Source organism: Rhizobium sp. R693 (assembly GCF_002211315.1).
GTDB lineage: Bacteria > Pseudomonadota > Alphaproteobacteria > Rhizobiales > Rhizobiaceae > Rhizobium.
On sequence record NZ_LOKY01000011.1, the window covers coordinates 12,747 to 32,257 of the forward strand.

General features: G+C 60.2%; 20 protein-coding genes and 1 tRNA gene. 11 read left to right on the forward strand and 10 right to left on the reverse strand.

Features of this window, described 5'->3' with window-relative positions:
• Positions 1-11 precede the first annotated feature (11 nt).
• From ybaL to ATY79_RS11390, 7 genes are all read left to right on the forward strand, one after another.
• Complete coding sequence (gene ybaL / locus ATY79_RS11360) at positions 12-1,817, forward strand: YbaL family putative K(+) efflux transporter (RefSeq protein ID WP_088703939.1); 1,806 nt, start codon at positions 12-14, stop codon at positions 1,815-1,817.
• A gap of 54 nt (positions 1,818-1,871) precedes the next feature.
• Entirely contained in the window at positions 1,872-2,255 is a 384-nt protein-coding gene (locus ATY79_RS11365; protein ID WP_088691351.1) for a hypothetical protein, read from the forward strand.
• 92 nt (positions 2,256-2,347) lie between these two features.
• Positions 2,348-4,903, forward strand: a complete 2,556-nt coding sequence (gene secD, locus ATY79_RS11370; protein WP_088691350.1) for a protein translocase subunit SecD — start codon at positions 2,348-2,350, stop codon at positions 4,901-4,903.
• Between the two features lie 230 nt (positions 4,904-5,133).
• Positions 5,134-6,756 carry a VOC family protein gene (locus tag ATY79_RS11375; RefSeq protein WP_189638010.1) on the forward strand — a complete coding sequence of 541 codons (1,623 nt, stop codon included), beginning with the start codon at positions 5,134-5,136 and terminating at the stop codon, positions 6,754-6,756.
• Between the two features lie 670 nt (positions 6,757-7,426).
• The gene (locus ATY79_RS11380; RefSeq protein WP_088691349.1) at positions 7,427-8,344 is read left to right on the forward strand and encodes a glycosyltransferase family 2 protein; all 918 of its coding nucleotides are present in this window, start codon (positions 7,427-7,429) and stop codon (positions 8,342-8,344) included.
• Between the two features lie 68 nt (positions 8,345-8,412).
• Positions 8,413-9,903 (forward strand): lipopolysaccharide biosynthesis protein, encoded by a 1,491-nt coding sequence (locus ATY79_RS11385; RefSeq protein ID WP_088691348.1) that lies wholly within the window; start codon positions 8,413-8,415, stop codon positions 9,901-9,903.
• A gap of 41 nt (positions 9,904-9,944) precedes the next feature.
• Positions 9,945-10,964, forward strand: a complete 1,020-nt coding sequence (locus ATY79_RS11390; protein WP_088691347.1) for a polysaccharide pyruvyl transferase family protein — start codon at positions 9,945-9,947, stop codon at positions 10,962-10,964.
• A gap of 11 nt (positions 10,965-10,975) precedes the next feature.
• Here the strand turns inward: ATY79_RS11390 and ATY79_RS11395 are convergent, their stop codons facing one another.
• Positions 10,976-11,872: a DMT family transporter gene (locus ATY79_RS11395; protein WP_088691346.1), complete on the reverse strand. Its 897-nt coding sequence runs from the start codon at positions 11,870-11,872 to the stop codon at positions 10,976-10,978.
• A 150-nt stretch (positions 11,873-12,022) separates the two neighbouring features.
• Complete coding sequence (locus ATY79_RS11400) at positions 12,023-12,448, reverse strand: OsmC family protein (protein ID WP_088691345.1); 426 nt, start codon at positions 12,446-12,448, stop codon at positions 12,023-12,025.
• A gap of 231 nt (positions 12,449-12,679) precedes the next feature.
• Here ATY79_RS11400 and ATY79_RS11405 point away from each other — a divergent pair, with 231 nt between their 5' ends.
• The gene (locus tag ATY79_RS11405) at positions 12,680-12,886 is read left to right on the forward strand and encodes a hypothetical protein (RefSeq protein WP_088691344.1); all 207 of its coding nucleotides are present in this window, start codon (positions 12,680-12,682) and stop codon (positions 12,884-12,886) included.
• A gap of 103 nt (positions 12,887-12,989) precedes the next feature.
• Here ATY79_RS11405 and ATY79_RS11410 read toward each other — a convergent pair whose 3' ends face one another.
• The gene (locus ATY79_RS11410) at positions 12,990-13,394 is read right to left on the reverse strand and encodes a hypothetical protein (protein WP_088703940.1); all 405 of its coding nucleotides are present in this window, start codon (positions 13,392-13,394) and stop codon (positions 12,990-12,992) included.
• A 244-nt stretch (positions 13,395-13,638) separates the two neighbouring features.
• On the opposite strand from ATY79_RS11410, the gene ATY79_RS11415 reads away from it, so the two are divergent.
• From ATY79_RS11415 to ATY79_RS31480, 3 genes are all read left to right on the forward strand, one after another.
• Complete coding sequence (locus ATY79_RS11415; protein WP_088691342.1) at positions 13,639-13,872, forward strand: hypothetical protein; 234 nt, start codon at positions 13,639-13,641, stop codon at positions 13,870-13,872.
• 507 nt (positions 13,873-14,379) lie between these two features.
• Positions 14,380-16,029: a tetratricopeptide repeat protein gene (locus ATY79_RS11420; RefSeq protein WP_245312365.1), complete on the forward strand. Its 1,650-nt coding sequence runs from the start codon at positions 14,380-14,382 to the stop codon at positions 16,027-16,029.
• A 102-nt stretch (positions 16,030-16,131) separates the two neighbouring features.
• Positions 16,132-16,281, forward strand: coding sequence for a hypothetical protein (locus ATY79_RS31480; RefSeq protein WP_245312366.1), 150 nt, complete (start codon positions 16,132-16,134; stop codon positions 16,279-16,281).
• 4 nt (positions 16,282-16,285) lie between these two features.
• On the opposite strand, the gene ATY79_RS11425 is transcribed toward ATY79_RS31480, so the two are convergent.
• The 7 genes from ATY79_RS11425 to ATY79_RS11455 all read right to left on the reverse strand — a co-directional run bounded on the left by ATY79_RS11425 (position 16,286) and on the right by ATY79_RS11455 (position 19,509).
• Entirely contained in the window at positions 16,286-16,744 is a 459-nt protein-coding gene (locus ATY79_RS11425) for a YHS domain-containing (seleno)protein (RefSeq protein WP_088703941.1), read from the reverse strand.
• A gap of 309 nt (positions 16,745-17,053) precedes the next feature.
• Positions 17,054-17,129 (reverse strand) — tRNA-Phe (locus ATY79_RS11430).
• A gap of 184 nt (positions 17,130-17,313) precedes the next feature.
• The gene (gene yacG, locus ATY79_RS11435; RefSeq protein WP_088703942.1) at positions 17,314-17,523 is read right to left on the reverse strand and encodes a DNA gyrase inhibitor YacG; all 210 of its coding nucleotides are present in this window, start codon (positions 17,521-17,523) and stop codon (positions 17,314-17,316) included.
• Positions 17,524-17,541: 18 nt separating this feature from the next.
• Entirely contained in the window at positions 17,542-18,162 is a 621-nt protein-coding gene (locus ATY79_RS11440) for a Maf-like protein (protein ID WP_088691340.1), read from the reverse strand.
• 53 nt (positions 18,163-18,215) lie between these two features.
• On the reverse strand, positions 18,216-18,434 hold the full coding sequence (infA, locus tag ATY79_RS11445; RefSeq protein WP_003545338.1) for a translation initiation factor IF-1: 219 nt from the start codon (positions 18,432-18,434) through the stop codon (positions 18,216-18,218).
• 119 nt (positions 18,435-18,553) lie between these two features.
• A complete protein-coding gene (locus ATY79_RS11450; protein WP_088703943.1) occupies positions 18,554-19,030 on the reverse strand; it encodes a low molecular weight phosphatase family protein in 477 nt (158 codons plus the stop codon).
• A 5-nt stretch (positions 19,031-19,035) separates the two neighbouring features.
• Positions 19,036-19,509: a UPF0262 family protein gene (locus tag ATY79_RS11455; protein ID WP_007529989.1), complete on the reverse strand. Its 474-nt coding sequence runs from the start codon at positions 19,507-19,509 to the stop codon at positions 19,036-19,038.
• Between the last annotated feature and the right edge of the window lie 2 nt (positions 19,510-19,511).

Genomic DNA, 19,511 nt, shown 5'->3' on the forward strand with positions numbered 1-19,511 from the left:
AGGAGAGAGTGATGCCGCACGATACGCCCCTGATTTCGACAATCGTCGGAGGCCTCGTGCTTGCGTTCCTTCTCGGCGCGCTTGCCAACAAGCTGCGACTGCCTCCCCTGGTCGGATATCTTGTGGCCGGCGTTCTCGCTGGCCCGCATACGCCGGGTTACGTCGCCGACCAGAGCCTTGCGCCCGAACTCGCCGAGATCGGCGTCATCCTGCTTATGTTCGGTGTCGGGCTGCACTTCTCCCTTAAAGATCTCCTGTCCGTTCGTGGCATCGCGGTCCCAGGCGCGATCGCGCAGATCGGATTTGCCACATTGCTCGGCTGGGGACTGGGCGCACTGATGGGATGGCCGACGGGAGGGAGCCTCGTCTTTGGACTTGCTCTTTCCGTCGCTTCGACAGTCGTCCTCTTGAAGGCGCTGCAGGAGCGACGGCTGATCGAGACCGATCGCGGCAAGATCGCGGTCGGTTGGCTGATCGTCGAGGACCTCGCAATGGTTCTGGCGCTTGTCCTCATCCCGGCCGCGGCCAGTATCGGCGGCGGGGATCACGCGACGGTCGAACCCCTTTCTGCCGCGATCAATAGGCTCTTCGGCCTCGACCTCGGCATCGGTGGCATAATCGTCATGACCCTCGTCAAGGTCGCGCTGTTTGTCGGGCTGATGCTGGTTTTCGGGCGACGGATCATTCCCTGGACGATGCACCGCATCGCCCACACCGGATCCCGAGAGCTGTTCCGCCTCGGTGTCCTGGCAATCGCTCTCGGCGTCGCCTTCGGCGCCTCCAAGCTCTTCGGTGTTTCGCTGGCGCTCGGCGCCTTCTTTGCCGGCATGGTCCTCGCCGAAAGCGAGCTCAGCCATCGTGCCGCCCAGGAGAGCCTTCCGCTTCGCGATGCCTTCGCGGTGCTGTTTTTCGTCTCGGTCGGCATGCTCTTTGATCCGAATATTGTTGTCCAGAAGCCGTTATTGCTGCTTGCCACTCTCTTCATTATCGTGATTGGAAAGTCGATCGCCGCCTTCCTGATCGTGCTGTTGTTCCGAAAGCCCGTCGGCACGGCGCTGACTATTTCCGCGAGCCTTGGGCAGATCGGCGAATTCTCCTTTATCCTGGCGACGCTGGGCGTCTCTCTCGGCCTGCTGCCAGAGGAGGGACGCGACCTCATCCTGGCGGGCGCCATCATCTCGATCATTCTCAACCCGCTGCTCTTCTACGGTTGCGATCGCCTGCGTCTGTTGTTGGAGCGCACGAAGCGCGACGAGTCTGCCGCGGAGCCGGCGGCACCGGAGCCGGCTGAAGAACCGGCGGTAGCGGATGATGTGCAACCGACAACCCTTCGTGGACACGCAATCCTTGTCGGCTACGGTCGCGTCGGCAGCATCGTAGGGCAGAACCTCAAATCGTCCGGGACGCCTTTCCTTGTGATCGAGGACTCGGACAAGCGCATTGGGGAACTTCGGGACCAGGGAATCGAAGCGATCAGCGGCAATGCGGTTTCGCGCGAGGTACTCGACCTTGCGAACCTCGCCGGCGCGCGCAGTCTTGTCGTCGCCATTCCCAACGCGTTCGAGGCCTGCCGTATTGCCGAGCAAGGCCGCGCCATCACCCCATCCATCCTGATCGTGGCGCGCGCGCATTCGGACGCCGAGGTCGAGGCATTGAAGGAATACGGTGCAGACACCGTCATCATGGGCGAACGAGAAATCGCCATGGGCATGGTTGACCGGCTGGCCCAAGTGCATCATGACAGTGTGCCCTATGAAGACAAAGCCGAGACTGCTACAATCGCAGCCGAGGAAGCGCCTTCTCCCGATAAAGAATGAGAGACTTTTGCGCCGTTGAGCCGGTACGAGGTTGAAAATCCAAATGATCACGAGATGAGGCTCGACGCGCGCCGCATGAGCAGCCGCGTTGCGATCTCCCTGGTCGTTGCCATTTTCGCCTATCTCGGTCTGCTGCTCGGCGGCAATCTCGTCATCGGTCCGACGCGCGGCCCGAATTCGGTTTCTTCGTCCAGCAAGGACAGCCAGCCGCCGCAGGTAAGCGCGCGAGACGTCGTTCGCGGCATCTTGACCCCCGAGCGCAAGCAGGCCTTCAAATATACTCCCTATGATTCCGGTAGCGCGGCAACAAGCGTAACGCCTAGAATCGCGCTCCTCTCAACTGGGGAGCCCACGTATCCGGTCGCCTTCCCCCCGCAGCTTCATGCTGCCGATGGCAAGGCTTACGATTCGCATGGCCCGCCAGCGGCCGCGGCATGAATGCGCGCCTACCCGGCGCTTTCCATTGCTTTTAAGACACGCCGCCTGCGCGAGGAGCGCAGGCTCAAGCGTTATCAAGGATAAACAACAACATGCGTAATTCACCATGGCTGGTGTTCACCTATACGGTGATCATTCTCCTCGGCATCCTGATCGCTTTGCCGAACGCACTGCCGCAATCAACGCTCGACCGCTTGCCTTCATGGTTGCCACACAACCGGGTTTCGCTCGGTCTCGACCTTCGCGGCGGCTCGCACCTCGTTCTCGAAGTCGACGAAGCTGACCTGACCCGTGAGCGCCTGCAATCTCTCCTGCAGGACGCCCGTCGCGTGCTTCGTGAGAAGAGTATCCAGACCAAGTCGATCGTCCGCAACCAGAACCAGATCGTTGTCACCTTGACCGATCCGGCCCAGAGCGACGAAGCCGTCACGCAGCTGAAAACCCTCGGCAACGCGATCGCCACCGGCCTCAGCGCTGGCCAGTCCGATCTCTCGGTAACAACCAATGGCGGCAATATCATCGTCGCCTTCTCGCCCGCCGGCATCGCGGCAAACGTCGACTCGGCCGTTCAGCAGAGCCTCGAAGTCATTCGCCAGCGCGTCGACCAGGTCGGCGTTGCCGAACCGACGATCCAGCGTATCGGCGGGAACCGCGTGCTCGTACAGCTCCCAGGTGCACAGGACCCGTCCCGCCTTCGCCAGCTTCTCGGCTCGACCGCGAAGATGTCCTTCCACATGCTCGCCCCGAACAACCAGCCAGGACCGGGCGTAACGATGCTGCAGGACGAAAAGGGCAATACCTATCCTGTTCTCGACCGCGTCGAGATCTCGGGTGACCGCCTCTCGGATGCCCGCGTCAGCTTCGATCCAAACACGCATGAGCCGGTCGTCAGCTTCCGCTTCGACAGCGCCGGCGCAACCCGATTTGCCGAAATCACCCGCCAGAACGTTGGCAATCCCTTCGCCATCGTCCTCGACGACAAGGTTCTGAGCGCACCTGTCATCCGCGAACCGATCACCGGCGGCTCCGGCCAGATTTCCGGCAGCTTCTCGGCCGAGAGTGCAACCACGCTCGCCGCCATGCTGCGCGCCGGTGCCTTGCCCGCCAAGCTCACCGTCATCGAAGAACGCACCGTCGGTGCTGACCTCGGCGCAGACGCTATCCGCATGGGTATCTATTCGGGTCTCGTCGGCTTCGTGCTCGTCGCAGCGTTCATCTTCATCTTGTACGGCACGTGGGGCTTCCTTGCGAACTTCGCGCTGCTCGTCCACACGATCCTGACCTTCTCGGCCCTGACGCTCGTGGGCGCGACGCTCACCCTGCCAGGTATCGCGGGTGTCGTTCTCGGTATCGGTCTTGCGGTTGACGCGAACGTTCTCATCAACGAGCGCATCCGCGAAGAGACGCGCAAGGGCAAGAGCGCCTTTGCCGCCATCGACACCGGTTTCCGCCGCGCCTATTCCACGATCATCGACGGTAACATGACGGCGCTGATCGCGGCGGCGATCCTGTTCTGGTTCGGTACTGGCCCGGTTCGCGGCTTTGCCGTGACCATGGCGCTTGGCCTGATCATCTCGATGTTCACGTCCGTCGCATTCGTTCGTGTAACGATGATCGAGATCACGCGTCGTCGTAAGCTGAAGGTCCTGAACATCCGTCCGCTGATACCGATGATGTTCAATCCTTACGGCCGCCACATCCAGTTCATGAAGGCTCGCTTCTTCGGCGTGACGGTCTCGGCGCTTCTGTCGATCGCCTCGGTCGTGCTCTTCATTCATCCGGGCCTCAACTACGGCGTCGACTTCCGCGGCGGCATCCAGATGTCGGTTAAGACGCAGGAGGCCGCCGATCTCGGTCGCTTCCGCGAAGGCTTGAACGGCCTTGGCCTCGGCGAAGTCTCACTCCAAACCTACGGTGACAACAACACCATGGCGGTGCGCGCGCAGCGCCAGGACGGTGGAGAAGAAGCCCAGACGGCAGCCGTCGAGAAGCTGAAGGCGGAGATCATCAAGATCGACCCGTCGGCAACCGTGACCGGCACCGACGTCATCGGCCCGAAGGTCAGCGGCGAGCTTGCCTGGGCCGGCATCCTGTCGGTCGTTATCGCAAGCTTGGCGATGCTGTTCTACATCTGGTGGCGCTTCGAGTGGCCATTCGCTGTGGGCGCCATCGTCACGCTCATCCTTGACGTGACCAAGGCGATCGGCTTCTTCGCGCTGACCGGCCTCGACTTCAACCTCACCGCCATCGCCGCAATCCTGACGCTCGTCGGCTATTCGGTGAACGATAAGGTCGTGGTCTATGACCGCATGCGCGAAAACATGCGGCTCTATAAGTCGATGCCGCTGCGCGAAATCATCGACCGGTCGATCAACGAGACGCTGGCACGAAGCCTCTACACCAACGCGACGGCCTTCCTCGCCCTGCTGCCGATGGCGATCTGGGGCGGCAGCGCGGTCTCGAGCTTCGCGATCCCGATGGTCTTCGGCATCCTCGTTGCTGGCGCTTCGTCGATCTTCATCGCAGCGCCGATCCTGCTCTTCCTCGGCGACTGGCGTCGCCGCCACGGCAAGGCCCTCACCGCGGCCGAACCCGAAGCAGAGATCATTCCTCCGCAAGAGGGCCAGCCGCGCAAGACCGCCGGCTGAGTATGATGCTGAGCTGAATGAAATGAGGGCGCCGGCTGCAGAACCGGCGCCCCTTTATTTTCAATGGAGGGAGATTCCGCGGCCCCGGCGCACGCGCCTCCACGATCAACCGCCACCCTCCGGCAATTCCTCGACGTTCTGGACGAACTGGACAGTTTGGATTTGCAGCCACGCGGAGATACTCTAGTTCTTTGGGCAGAACATTCGAAGCAAGCTCCAACTGCAACGGCATGACGTTTATAATCGCACTGATTCTGGCGCTTACGTCGCCCTCCAAGCCATCCGGACTGTATTCAATGGTATCTGGCATCCATCACGTGACCCTTATCACCCGAAAGGTACAGGCAAACGTGGATTTCTACGCGGGGTTTCTCGGCATGCGGCTGGTCAAACAGACCGCCGGCTTCGAAGACGCCACACAGCTTCACCTCTTTTACGGAGACGCCAAAGGCAGCCCCGGTTCGCTGGTAACCTTCCTCGTATGGGAAGACGGCTCGCCCGGGCGCGTCGGCCACAGCCAGATCGGTGAGTTGTCGCTTGCCATCGATCCCGCCAGCATCGGTTATTGGCTGACGCGCGGCATGAGTTTCGGGATCCGTTCGGAAGGTCCGGTCGATGAGTTTGGTGAACCAGTCCTGCGCCTGAAGGATCCCGACAACATCATCGTCAAGCTCGCCGGAGCCCGCGATCTGAAATCTTCGGCCGTTTGGGATGGGGCGGGTGTGCCGGTGGAGCACGCGGTTCAACGCGTGCGCGGCGTTACCATGCTGACGGAAACGCCGACCGAAAGCCGCGACTTCGTGGAGCGCCATTTCGGTTATCGCTTCCAGGCCAATCGCGGCAACATCGATCGGCTTGTGTCAGAATCCGGCGATATCGTCGACGTCAGGAATGCCCAGGGGTTCTGGTCCGGCGCTCCGGGTCCGGGGACGGCTGATCACGTCGCGTTCCGCGCTACCAGCGTAGAGCGGCTTCACAAGGTTCACGATGCGTTGAAGGAGAGCGGCGCGTCTGCGACGAACCTGCACGATCGCAAATATTTCGAATCGCTCTACGCCCGCGAGCCGGGCGGAACCCTGATCGAACTGGCGACCGACAAGCCCGGCATGACGGTGGACGAGCCACAGGCCACGCTTGGCACCAAGCTTTTCGTTCCCAAGGATCCGATCACCGATCTCAAGGATCTGAAGGTCGTTCTTCCGCAGTTTTCGATGCCCGGCGAGCCGCGTATCAATTATCGCGACCTGCCCTTCGTGCACCGCTTCTATACCCCGCCAGACCCCGACGGCAATGTCTTCGTCCTGTTGCATGGCTCGGGCGGGAACGAAACGACACTAATGCCCCTGCTGCACGAGGTTGCCCCGCATGCCACGCTGCTTGGCGTACGCGGACGGGCGACCGAAGAGGGCATTCCGCGCTGGTATAAGCGCATCACGCCATTCTCCTTCGACCAGGACGACATCAAGAGCGAGGCCGAGGCCTTTGCCGCCTTCATCGAAGGCGCCGTATCCTCATATGGACTGGATCCGAAAAAGATCGTCTATGTCGGCTATTCCAATGGCGCGAACCTGCTCAACTCACTGCTCTATCTGCATCCGAATCTGGTGCACAAGGCGGTCCTGCTGCGCTCCATGTCAGTCCTGAAGACCTATCCGCACGCCGATCTCAAGGGCACGGATCTCCTGGTCATCAGCGGAAAGACGGATGCCTATGGCAAGTACGCCAGCGAGCTTGAGACGCGTCTGAGGCAATCGGGAGCGACCGTCGATTCGGATGTCATTTCCGGCGGACACGACCTCGGCGACGCGGACGTTCCGATCATCCAGAAATGGTTGTTACAGCGGAGCAACTGACTGGACGGGTTCTGGCTGCGCCGGTACGGCGTCTCAGGCGCGGCGAGTCCTGTCTCAGGTATGGCGTCCGCGCGGAAACGCCGGCAATTCCGTCCTCTTGCATTGTTCGGAAGCAACGATTGAAAGAAAAAGCGAGCAAGCCGCCGTCAATTCGCGCCAGACGATAGCAAAGAAATAACTTCCGTCCCTGTCGGTTGCACTTTCTGCTTTGCGCTGCGTCTGAACAGTGGTCGCGGCGCGCCGGCGCGTGTTGGTTATTTGTTATTCATGAAGAAGTTTGCGTTCGTTTCTCCAGGGTTCTAAAGCCGCTCGCATCATCTACTACGAGACATACAACGCATAAGCATCTCTCAGGCAATATTTGGCGCCTTATAAAATAAATTTTGCTTTCTGCATGTTGCAGAACGCTATTCTCATCTTATCAATATTTAATTTCGTACAATTATGAATTTTTAAGAATTATTGCAACTTGATTTATCCACGGTGTTTAAGATCTATTTTTTACATCTATATTTAGATTGTATTATTCTCTACAAGCGGCAAGAAATTACCACATTCGTCTGCGAACTGCTCCATCTGTTCTATTTTGCTGCAGCGCAAAATGCTCCTTGCCGAAGCAGGGTCTCAGCCCTATCCTCGCTTCGACATCGATCGCAGAAGGGGAAATTGAATGCCTCCTCGACCCGTGGACATCAGCCTGATCATCTCGTCGAGAAATCGGGCCCATGGACTGACAAACTGCCTGGATGCTATTTCTGTTGCCGCCCGGCAGGCAGACTATCTGAGACTTGAACTCGTCTTCGTGGACAATGGATCCACAGACGAAACGTCGGATGTCGTGCGGCAGTGGGCGTCGACCGCTCCGATCAAAACCAACTTGATCTATGAAGCGAAGCCCGGTCTCGCCGTCGCCCGCAATACGGGCTTGAGCGCCGCGAGAGGCCGCATCCTCGCCTTCACCGACGACGATTGCGAAATCTTTCCCGACTATTTCAGCACGCTCGCGGCCCTGTTCAGCTCCGATACGGAGATGGTCATGCGCGGCGGCCGGATCGAGCTCGGCGACGCGCGCGACCTGCCGGTGACGATCAAGCCTGAGATGGAACCTGCGGTGCTGACCAGCGACCTGCATGCCGGTGGCTTCATTCATGGTGCCAACATGGCGTTTCCCTACACGCTGGTTGAGAAGATCGGTCTCTTCGACACGCGTTTCGGCGCCGGATCACCGTTCCGTTCCGGCGAGGACACCGATTACGTTCACCGCGCCTTCAATGCCGGCGTGCGTGTCGAATATCTGCCCGATTTTGCCGTCAAACACTTTCATGGGCGGCGCGAGCTTGCGGATATCAAGCGCCTCCAGACCGGCTACGCCTTCGGCAACGGAGCACTATACGCCAAATACCTCTTCGATCGCCGGTCGAACATGCGCGGTATGCTGCGCTGGGAAATCCGCCAGGCGCTTATGGAAACGATGGGGCGCAGAAAACTCAACGAAGAGCTTGGCCTGACCTACCGCAGCCAGCTTCGTGACAACCTGACCGGCATGCTCGCCTACTGGCGGGCTCCGAAGGCAAAGCAGCCCGCCTGAGGCGCTCGCCTCGCCGCCAACAGAATCAACACGCGACTCTTCGCGAGCCAAATTCGATTGGATAATGCATGGCCGATACGGCAATTGCCCACGCCGACCTCAAAAAGAAAACCGCGCTTTCCGTCCTGTGGTCGGTGGTCCGCGTCGCCTGGAGCACGATCGCAACCTTTGTGATCTTCGTCATCCTCGCCCGCATTCTCGGCCCCGGCGATTTCGGCACCTTTGCGCTTGCAAGCCTGTTCGTGGAAATTGGTCGCGTGCTTGCCTATGCGGGCCTCGGCGACGCTGTCACGCGTCAGCTCGATCTCGACGAGGAGCTTGCCGACACGGCCTTCTGGGCGACGATCGCCTTCAGCGCCATCGTTGCTTCGCTTGTGTTCTTCTTTGCACCCTACTACGGCAATCTGGTGCGCGATCCGTCGGTGTCAGGCATCCTTCGCTGGCTGGCGCCGCTGCTTCCGATTTCCTCGCTGGCGGTTATCCATAATGCGCGCCTCGCACGCGAATTCGGCCACAAGAGCCTCGCCGGACAGGCAATCGCCGCAAGCCTGCTGTCAGGCATCACCGCCGTCGTCTGCGCCTTTCTCGGCTGGGGCGTCTGGGCGCTCGTGGCGCAGACCGCGGTCAACGCCGCCGTGACCGTGCTCCTCGGCTGGTTCTACTATCCCTGGATGCCGAAGTTTCGCTTCAACGTCACGATGTTCCGGTCCGTCTTTCTCTTCAGCATCAGCCTCGTTGTGACGCAGCTGATGTGGATGCTGCTTGCCCGCGTGCAGGACATCTTCATTTCGCGCTGGTTCGGCCCAGTCGAAGTCGGCCGTTATCGCATTGCCTGGCGGCTGATCGAACTGATCGGGCAGGCAGTGCTCGCGCCGATTGGCAGCGTGTCGCTCGTCACGCTGTCGCGGCTGCAGAACGACCACACGGCCTTCCGCAACGCCTACAACAAGATCGTCGGCGCTGCCGCGCTCGGAACCATGCCGCTGCTGCTCGGCTTCGGCGCTATGTCGAACGACATGATCGCGCTGCTCTTCGGTGACAAGTGGGGCAATGCCGGCGACATCGCCACCGTGCTCGTGCTGATGGCGGTTCCGTTCGTCATGAACTTCTTCGCTTCGTCGGCGCTTTCCGCGGTCAACCGGGCGGAGTCGATCCTGTCCGTCGCCGCCTTGCAGCTTGCGACGACACTGATCCTTACCTGGCTGCTCGTCCCCTACGGCGTTGTCGCTGTTGCTGCGGGCTACACGCTACGCGCCTGGCTGACGATGCCTTATCAGCAATATGTCCTCGCCCGATATGCGCACATCGACGCGAAGAGCACGCTGAAGGCCGTTGCCCTGCCCTTCTGCGGCGCGGCGCTGATGGCCGTCTGCGTCTGGTTTGCGCATCCTGTCGTCCTGGCGCACGTTCACAACCGCTGGCTGGCGCTCGGCCTCAGCATTGGCCTTGGCGGCGTGATTTACCTAGCCTTCCTGCCGATCTTCGGCCGCTCGGTGATCCGCCCCTATATCGCGCTCGCCATGTCCCTCAACCCATTCCGCAAACAGGCCGAAGCTTAGCCGCTTGCATGGACTACTTGTCCGTAAACAAGGAGCATTTCATGGAATCCAATATTACGATCATCAACCGTCTTCAGGGCGTGATCGCCAATTGCCTTTCCGATCTCTTTGATCCGTCCGAGCGTTTTGCGCTTCTCGACTTTCCGAACCATTACAATATCGGTGACAGCGCCATCTGGCTCGGCGAGCTGGCCTATTTCGACCGCAAGCGCACGCGCCCGTCCTACGTAACCGAAATCCCGACCTACGATGAAGACCGGATGCTCAGCGCGATCGGCAGCGGCCGCATCTTCCTGCATGGCGGCGGCAATTTCGGCGATATCTGGGCGGGCTACCGCCAGTTCCGTGAAGGCATGCTCGACAAACACAAGGGCCGCCCGATCATCCAGATGCCGCAGACGATCCATTTCAAGGAGCAGGCCAACGTCGACAGCACCGCACGCGCCATCGAGCGTCACGGTCAGTTCACGCTTCTCGTTCGCGACCAGCGAAGCCTGGAATTTGCCCAGCGCTGGTTCCAGTGCGAAACACGCCTTTGCCCCGACATGGCCTTCTGCATCGGTCCGGTCACCCGTCCGACGCCCCAGCATGAGCTGCTGCTCAATCTGCGCGAGGACCAGGAAGTCGGCGCCGCGCAGGATCTGACGGCGGCAACCTCGCGTCCGGGTACCGTGAAGTCAGACTGGCCCGACGAGCCCGCCGATTTCCAGCGCCAGACGAAACATGCCGCAATCTTGAAAGGCCTGCTGACCGGCCGCATCGGCGGCCGCGCGCGGATGACGGAGCTTGCCTATCGCGAACGGGCGCAGCAGCGTTTCGACCGCGGCGTGGCGCTGCTGGGCTCGGCGCGCCAGGTCATTACCGACCGGATGCACGGGCACATCATGTGCGTGCTTCTCGGCGCCGATCACTGCGTCCTCGACAACAGCTACGGCAAGACGAGCAGCTTCATCCAAGCGTGGGGCACCTGCAACAGCGACAAGGCGGAGCTTGCCTCGACGGTCGACGAGGCGCTTGCCATCCTCGATGCGCGCCGCGTCGCGCCGGCGACCGCGGCCTGAAAGGCTCTCGATCAGCCTCGCCGGGCAACCAGAATCCCGGCGAGCACCACGACGCCGCCGATCGCCTGCATTGGGCCGATCGGCTCGCTGAGCAGCACCCAGGCGAGGATTGCCGCCACGACGGGCTGCAGCAGCAGCGTCAGCGAGGAGAAGGTGGCCGGCAGATAGGCAAGTGCGTAAGCAATGGCCACCTGCCCGCCCGCATGGCTGACGAAGGCGAGGCCGAAGACGATTGCCCAACCGTAGGCCGTTGGCGGCAGCATGTGGCCTTCATAGAAGAAGCCTAGCGGAAAGATACAGACAGCGGCGGACGCAGTGCTCCAGAGCATGATGCGAACCGTATCGAAGCGGCTGCGCAGCTTGCCGATCGCCAGGATGTAGCCCGCATAGAACACGGCTGCGATCACCGCGACGCCATCGCCGCCGAGATCGCCATTGCCCAGTGCCGCCGGGCCTCCCTTCAGGATGACGACACCGGCGAGCGCCAATGCCAGACCGAGAACGAAGACAGGCGTGACCGCCGCGCCGAAAAACAGTAGCCCGATCACCGTGACAAAGACGGGGGCAAGATTGGCGAGCAGCGTTGCGTTCGCCACCGACGTCATGGTGATCGAGACATGCCAGGCGGCAAGATCCATGGCAAGCACGACGCCAGGCAGGATCAGCAGGGCATAATCCGAGAGCTTTTCAGGCTTCGGCCCGGCATCCCTGCCCTTCGCAAGCGAGAAGATGAAGATCGGGATCAGGGCTAGGGCCACTCGCCAGAAGGCGGTTGCCATCGGCCCGACTTCGGACAGCCGCACGAAGATCGGCGAGCCGCCGATCGCCGCGCCGCCGAGGATCAGGGCAGCAAGGGGAAATCGGTTGGATGCGGGGGTTTCAGCGATAGTCGAAGCGGCTTGCGACATGTCTCTCGAATGCTTTCTGACCGCCTTAAGACTGGCGGCGAGCAACGGACCTATCAGAAGCTGTGGCGAGCGAATAGCCGAGGAACGGCAAGGGCAGGCAAACGCGCAATCTTAAATATCTGTCGATGCGAATTTACCGCACTGTACAAATCAGCCCGAGATGACGGTCGAGAATTCAGGCGTCCCGCGGATGGTGTTGCTGACCGTGCAGATCTCTTCCGCCGCATGCGCGATCTTCAGGCGCGTCTCTTCGTCGAGGTCGCCTTTGATCGAGAAGACGATGTTGAATGCCTGGACGCGCGACGGGCCATCGCTCGCCTTTTCACCTGTGACGTCGGCGGTAATCTCGGTGACGCGGTCGAGAATGCCCATCTGGCTCGCGGCAATACGGGCGCTCAGGACCAGACAAGCCGACAACGACGCATATAGAAGGTCCAGCGGATTGAAGCCCGGTTGCGAGGCGCCGGTGACGATATCGAGCTCGCCCCTGGTGGCTGACGTGATATGCGGAAAACCCGTGCGGCCAAGAACGGCGGCAGCGCCAACGGGACGGGGACGGGCCTTGAGGTCGGCCATACGAAAATCCTTTGGTGATGATAGCCTGTGCTAGATAGGCATTTTGAACCACCTGGGCAACGCGCTTCTCGTTAGTGGCGGAAGGACAGCAGACCATCCCAGGTGATTCGCCCTAATCTAACCGCTCGTCAACCTCAGTTTGCCATCCCGATTTCTGAGGATAGCCCCGCGCCAGCTTCAAGACGCAATATAAGTATGCCCTAAAACAGAAACGACTCATTGGAGTTATCCATGCGAGCACTTGCGGCTGTTCCTGTTGCACCGAGCGTCATCATCGATGCCGAGCCCTTCGGCTATGTCAGAAAAGTCTACGTCGACGACGAAGCCTGCTGGGGTCTCTTCGATTCCGATGGCGACGTGATCTTCGTCGGCGACGTCGCCCGCGATTGCCACGACTACGCGGCCAAGGAACAGATCCGGATCCAAATCATCCATTGAACTGTCGGCCGCGCCCGGAACGGCATGAAATCTCAAAGACGGGCGCGGTCAAGCTGCCCGGCAAGCGCAATAGGCCTGCCGGACCGAAATGCATGAAAGGCCATCAGCGATATGACGGCGCCGGCGGTGTAACCACCGCCTTCTCGCCGGAGAAGACGATGAACGCGAAGAGTAACACGCCGGCCAGCGTGATGAACGACGCAATCGCCACGATCGGCTCCATGGCCGCGTTGCCCTGAAGCATGAGATAGAGCGACGGCACCATCATCGCGATACCGGCCGTATAGACGTAGTACTGGATCATGGCGATGCGCTTCTCCGCTTTCTGGGGATTGAGCGCATGGTAACCGCCAAAGATCGCCATGGTCACCCAACCCAGGAGATTACAGTGCGCATGCGCGCCGATGACGCTATGATCGCCGGAGATCGCCATTTTCAGGCCCACGACGATGCCGATGATCAGAAATAGAATGGCTGTCTTGAAGTAGAGTTGCGAGAGTCGCGGCATAGAGTTCCCCCTCCGTTTGCACCGCAAGTATTATCATGGCGCAGGAGAAAGGAGAACGGCCGACACGGTGGACCGTTAGTTTCACAACACTGTCCCATTACAATCGCCAAAGTGGATCCGCGAATCGGCATTCTTGACCGGTGAGGCGAGCGGCACAGGCAACAGACGACAGCAAATTTATAAGCAATTCCTTAAACTCATCTCAGTTACTCTGTATCGTCGGCTCGTTCGCGGAGAAACGGAAATGCGAGACGTCTACAAACCCTTCGTCGCCAACGACGACCCCGATCGGGACATCCGCTGCCAGGACGCGCTGCAGTTCGCCTTCCGCGATCTCGTCGCGGCATCGGTCGAGGCAGGCTGGAACGAGCAGGAAGCGCTCGAGGCCATCATCGCGCTCGCCGACGACAGCCTCAGGCGGATCGGCGCCAATGACGATGCCAAGGCGCTGCTAGATATGTTGCGCAAGATGGCTTAGGCGGCGATCGGCAGCATATCCTGTCGATCTGAGATCATAGTCGAGTTAGGAAATCTTAGGATTGGTGCCCAGAGCCGAGGCACGGAAAATCAACAAAAACAATATGTTAGGCTGCTGCTTGACACCAAAAAGTGCTACGCAATCATTATGCTTTTTCGAAGAGTGTCCAGCCCTCTTTGGCAGCTTTGCGCCACGAGCAATCGTTGCCGGGTCCAAATGAAATCCAGCGAACCTCCTGGCCATGAGGTCCGCGCCACGCCTGAAGTTCACCGTTGACGCTCAGCAGGAACTATCTTCGATAACGCTACCGCTTCCGGGAACAACACCATCGGACTTTCGTTGTTAGGGCGAGGAAGTCACATCGACCTCAATTGCACGTTCCCAGCAAGCTACTTTGCCAACCGCGGACTGAGGCCCGCATCCGTTTCAACGGGCCGATGCGGTGTGCTGGCCGCGGCACCTCGAAGGGTGTAGAATTCTGCGCCATATCCTTTGAAGTGGCGCGACATGACAGTCCCCCCGCTCGACCGGAAGCTGCTGGCGATCTTGGCGGCAGATGTGATCGGCTATTCGAAGGCGATGGAAGCCGACGAGGCCGGCACCATTGCGCGACTAAGAGCCATCCGCGCCGAGCTGACCGATCCCACCATCGCCCGGCACCACGGCCGGATCGTCAAGCTGATGGGCGACGGTGCGCTCGTCGCCTTTGACAGCATCGTTGATGCAGTTGCCTGCGCAGAGGAGATCCAGAAGGCCATGGCCGCGCGCAATGCCGTGTTGCCTGAACCTGAGCGCATGGTGTTCCGCATCGGAGTTAATCTCGGCGATGTGGCACTGGTGGACGGCGATGTCTATGGCGATGGCGTCAATGTCGCCGCGCGGCTGGAACAGCTCGCCGAGCCCGGTGGCGTGATGGTTTCGGGGACGGCGTTCGACCACCTGCAGGGCAAGCTCGATTTCTCCCTCGATTTCGTCGGCGAACAGAAGCTCAAGAACATCGCTCGGCCGGTGCGCGTCTTTCGCGTACGTCTCGACGCCACGGCCGCCCCGGAGCGCACCGGCCGGCGCCGGGGGTTATTCGCTGCTCTGGCTCTGATGATTTTGCTTATTGTCGGCGCGCTGTGGACCGGTTTTGGCTCCGAGTGGAAATTTCTCAGCATTCTGCGTCCTGGCGATCAATTCACAAACGGTGCTGAAGTTGGCACGAAACCAGCGATCGCCATTCTCCCGTTCGAAAACCAAAGCGACGATTCGGCTCGTGAGTATTTCGCGGATGGATTGACGCAGGATATCATCAACGCACTGGGTCGGTTCTCAGCGCTGACCGTGATGTCGTGGAACGCTGTAGCCCCCTACAAGCGAAAGCCTGCAAGCCCCGAGGATGTCGGCCGCAGTCTCGCTGTAAGTTATCTGGTCGAAGGCAGCGTCCGCCAGACCGGCGACCGTGTGCGGGTCATCGCGCAACTCGTCGACACAAGGCAGGGACGAGTGCTTTGGTCTGCAAGCTTCGAGGAGGCGCTGGCGGACGTGTTTACGCTGCAGGACACCATTATCGCTCACATTGTCAGAGTACTGGCGATTCGCGTGACGCAGATCGAGCAAAATCGAGTGTTCGCAAAGCCAACCGAAAATCTCGCAGCCTATGATTACGTGCTCCGCGCCAGGCCGGCATTGCAGCGCCCGACGCGGGCAAACAATGTGGAGGCGCGCGCCCTGCTCAAACGCGCCATCGAGCTTGACCCGAACTACGCTGCGGCCTATGCGGCACTCGCCGAAACCTATCACCTTGCCAGTTCGATGGGCTGGGCGGAGTCACCGACCGCCTTCCTGAGCCGTGCCGAGGAACTGGCAGTCAAGGCGCTGAGAATTGACGACTCCGAAGTGCGTGCGCACATTACTCTCGCCCACATCCACCTCTTTAATCAGAGATACAACGAGGCAAAGGCCGAGATCGAGCGGGCCATTGAGATCAATCCGAACGATGCCCTCGGCCTCGCCGGGCGCGGCACCATTCTGCTGTGGCTGGGACAGACAGATGCGGCGATCGAGGCTTTGGAGCAGGCGCAGCTTATCGACCCCGATCTCAATGCGATTGATCGCTTTGCGCTGAGCCTGGCCTACTATCTGAAAGGGCGCTACGACGCGGCGATCGAATAGGCGGAACTTAATCTTCGAACAAACGCAGACGCGAACTTCAGCCGTGTCTTACTGGCGGCCGCCTATGCACAAGACAACCGAGCGGAGGACGCTGCGCGTGTCGTGACGACGATACGCCGCATCGACCCAACCTTCGATCCGCAGGAGTTCGGAAACAAGTTTCTAAGCTCTGGCGATCTCGAACATCTGCGCGACGGACTCCGCAAGGCCGGCCTCTACCCCGTCACTGGCGACCTGCCGCCGAGAGGATGAACCGCTAGTGTCCTTGAAGTAGCGCGCGGTTCTTGTTGGCCTTCGCGATGTTCGCAGAAAGGTCTTGCTGGAAGAGCGCGGGTCCCATCGGGGCCGGCTTGCCGAAAATATAAAGCTTGCCGTCGCTTATCAGCCAGTACTCTGGGTTGGCCTTGTCCACCTCGCCCAAGGCCAGCGCCATTGCACAATAATCTCCGAACTGCGGCGCGTAGCGAACTGGATCGGCCTTAAAAAGCTCGCGATGCTCGGTGTTCGCGAAGAGATAGCGATGCTCGTCCCATTCGTACTCGATCTCCGGCAGCCCGCGCGTGGGGCGTCCGTCGGTGAAATAGGCGACTGGGTCATAGCCCTTAATCGCAAGCGGCACCGTTTCCGTGGCAAAGGAGGGCATCGAGGTTGCAACCAGCGCGACTCCGACCGCTAAAACGAGGCTAGTGGCATTTCGCCGAGAGACATTGCGCATGGGGAATCTCCACGCCAGCCATTCGGTTAGGAGACTAACTCTCGCTCTTGTAGCCCTCGGCCGCAACCCTTTTCAGAGATTTGCCGCATTATTTCTGACCTTGGAAACCTAAAACCACAGCGTCCGCCTTCAACGCGTTGCATCCACGACCGTGTAAGTCCGAAATGAGGGCGCGATGCAGCCGAAAACTGACAGCGAGTAGGAGGTCTGCTTTGGGCCCGAGAACGATCATTAAGAGATAGTGGTATCCAGCCAAACAGGATCTCTGGACACTTAGCAAGGTAAAACACAACAAAATCAATGGTTTTTTGGTGCCCAGAGCCGGAATCGAACCAGCGACACGCGGATTTTCAATCCGCTGCTCTACCAACTGAGCTATCTGGGCCAACCCGCTTCGTGGACATTCTTTCCTGCGAAAGAACCGAGGGGCCTTGGTTCGCCCCGGAAGCGAGCGGGGTTATAGCATCTTGTCCGGACATGGCAAGCGCCAAATGACAGTTTTTTGAGAAGCCGTGGAATTTTCCAAATTCATCAACGAATTTAATGGCTTCACTCGTGGAAAAACCGACTTAGTTCTCGTCCTCGCGGTCCGCCTTCGCTTCGTCGTCGGCAACGGGAATGGCGTAGGAGCCGGATAGCCAGCGCGAAAGATCGAGCTCGCGGCAGCGGTTCGAGCAGAACGGGTAGTGTTCGCGCTGGGAGGGCTTGCCGCATTCCGGGCATGGCCGCGTCTTGCGCAACGGTTCGACCTTGGCGGCTGTTTTCTTTTCGTCCGACATCAGCGGTCCCTTCGAGGATCAGCCCTCGGGCCACCGGCTATGCACGTCGAAGCCTTCGCCGGCCAGCAGAAGGATGGTTTCATAAAGTGGCAGACCGACGACATTGGTGTAGGAACCAACCATCTTCTGCACAAAACTGCCGGCCAGACCCTGGATGCCGTACGCGCCGGCCTTGCCGCGCCACTGCCCTGACGCAAGGTAGTTCTCGATCTCGAAACCGGAGAGGCGCTTGAAGCGAACCTTGGTCTCGACGATCTTCTGGCGGATCTTGCGGTCGGGCGTCACCAGGCAGACGCCGGTATAGACCCAGTGGCTACGGCCGGAAAGCAGATGCAGCGAGGCCGACGCCTCGTCCGCGAACTCGGCTTTGCCCAGAATCCGGCGCCCCACGGCGACCACGGTGTCGGCAGACAGAATGTAGCTGCCCTTCCACATCATGTCGCCCTTGATGGCGGCAAGTGCTGCCTCGGCCTTTTCCGTCGACAGGCGCCGGGCGAGCGAGCGCGGGTGCTCGGACTTCTTCGGTGTCTCGTCGATATCCATAGGCATGAGACGCGACGGCTCTATCCCTGCCTGATTGAGCAGATCGACGCGGCGGGGCGAGCCGGAAGCCAGAATGAGCTTGTATTTCAGCGTCATGGAACCTCGACCACCGGAAGACGGAGAAAGGAGCCTTTCGAGCCCTGTAAGCCCTACTTGAAGCGGTAGGTGATGCGGCCCTTGGTCAGGTCGTAGGGGGTCATTTCAACGAGAACCTTGTCGCCAGCCAGAACGCGGATGCGATTCTTGCGCATGCGGCCAGCCGTGTGAGCGATGATCTCGTGTTCGTTTTCGAGCTTCACGCGGAACGTCGCGTTCGGCAAAAGCTCGGTCACAATACCCGGAAATTCGAGGACTTCTTCTTTAGGCATATAGTGGTTTTCTTCCTGTCGGTTGAGATGACGGCAAATAGCCGCCCCAAATTTTGCGCGGAAACTACACAATCAGCGGAGGTTTGTGAACCTAATTGATCGCGTTTCCGTCATTTGTTTCATGCCGATTGCGCGGCGATGCCGTTTCTCCTGACCAGCCGGCTCTCGATGAGTTCGGTCAGATGATCGCGAACCTCCCGGTAGCTGTCCAGAATCTGCTCTCGCGTGCCTTGGACGACGGTCGGATCCATCGTCGGCCAGTAGACGACTTCGATGGCGTTTGACCGGGTCAGCTCCAGCGCGGCATGGTGTGCCTGCGGCGAGAGCGAGATGATCAGGTCGAAGTAGTCGTCCTCGAGTTCTTCCAGCGTGTGCGGATGATGGCGACCGAGAGAAAGGCCGATCTCCTCCAGCGCGACGTCGACGAAGGGATCCCGCTCCCCGGCCCGGACGCCTGCGGACCTGACGTAGACATTCGCCGGGAGCATGCTGCGGGCGATCATTTCGGCCATCGGGGAGCGAATGGCGTTCATGCCGCACATGAACAGGATGGCGCCCGGTCTTGCTCCCTCGCCTGCTTCGACCAGCGTTTCCATCGGCGTCATCCGCGCCAGTAAAGCACGCAGACCAGCGTGAACAGCCGGCGCGCGGTATCGAAATCGACCTCGATCTTGCCGTTCAGACGGTCCCTCAGCGTCTGTGATCCCTCATTGTGAATGCCGCGCCGCCCCATGTCGATCGCCTCGATGCGGCTGGGCGAGGCCGAGCGGATGGCCTCGTAGTAGCTTTCGCAGATCAGGAAATAATCCTTCACGATGCGGCGAAACGGCGTCAACGACAGGATGTGGGTCGCCACCGCACCGCCGTCCTCCGTCGTGATTGCGAAAACCAGCTTGGAATCGACCAGCGAGATGTTCAGCCGGTACGGACCACCGGGATGGCCGATCGGCGTGAAGCTGTTTTCCTCAACAAGATCGAAAATGGCGACCGCGCGCTCGTGCTCGACGTCGGGCGTCGCTCGGCCGATGGTGTCGTCAAGGACGACGTCGCAAAGCCGAAAGTCGCCCGCTGCCATCT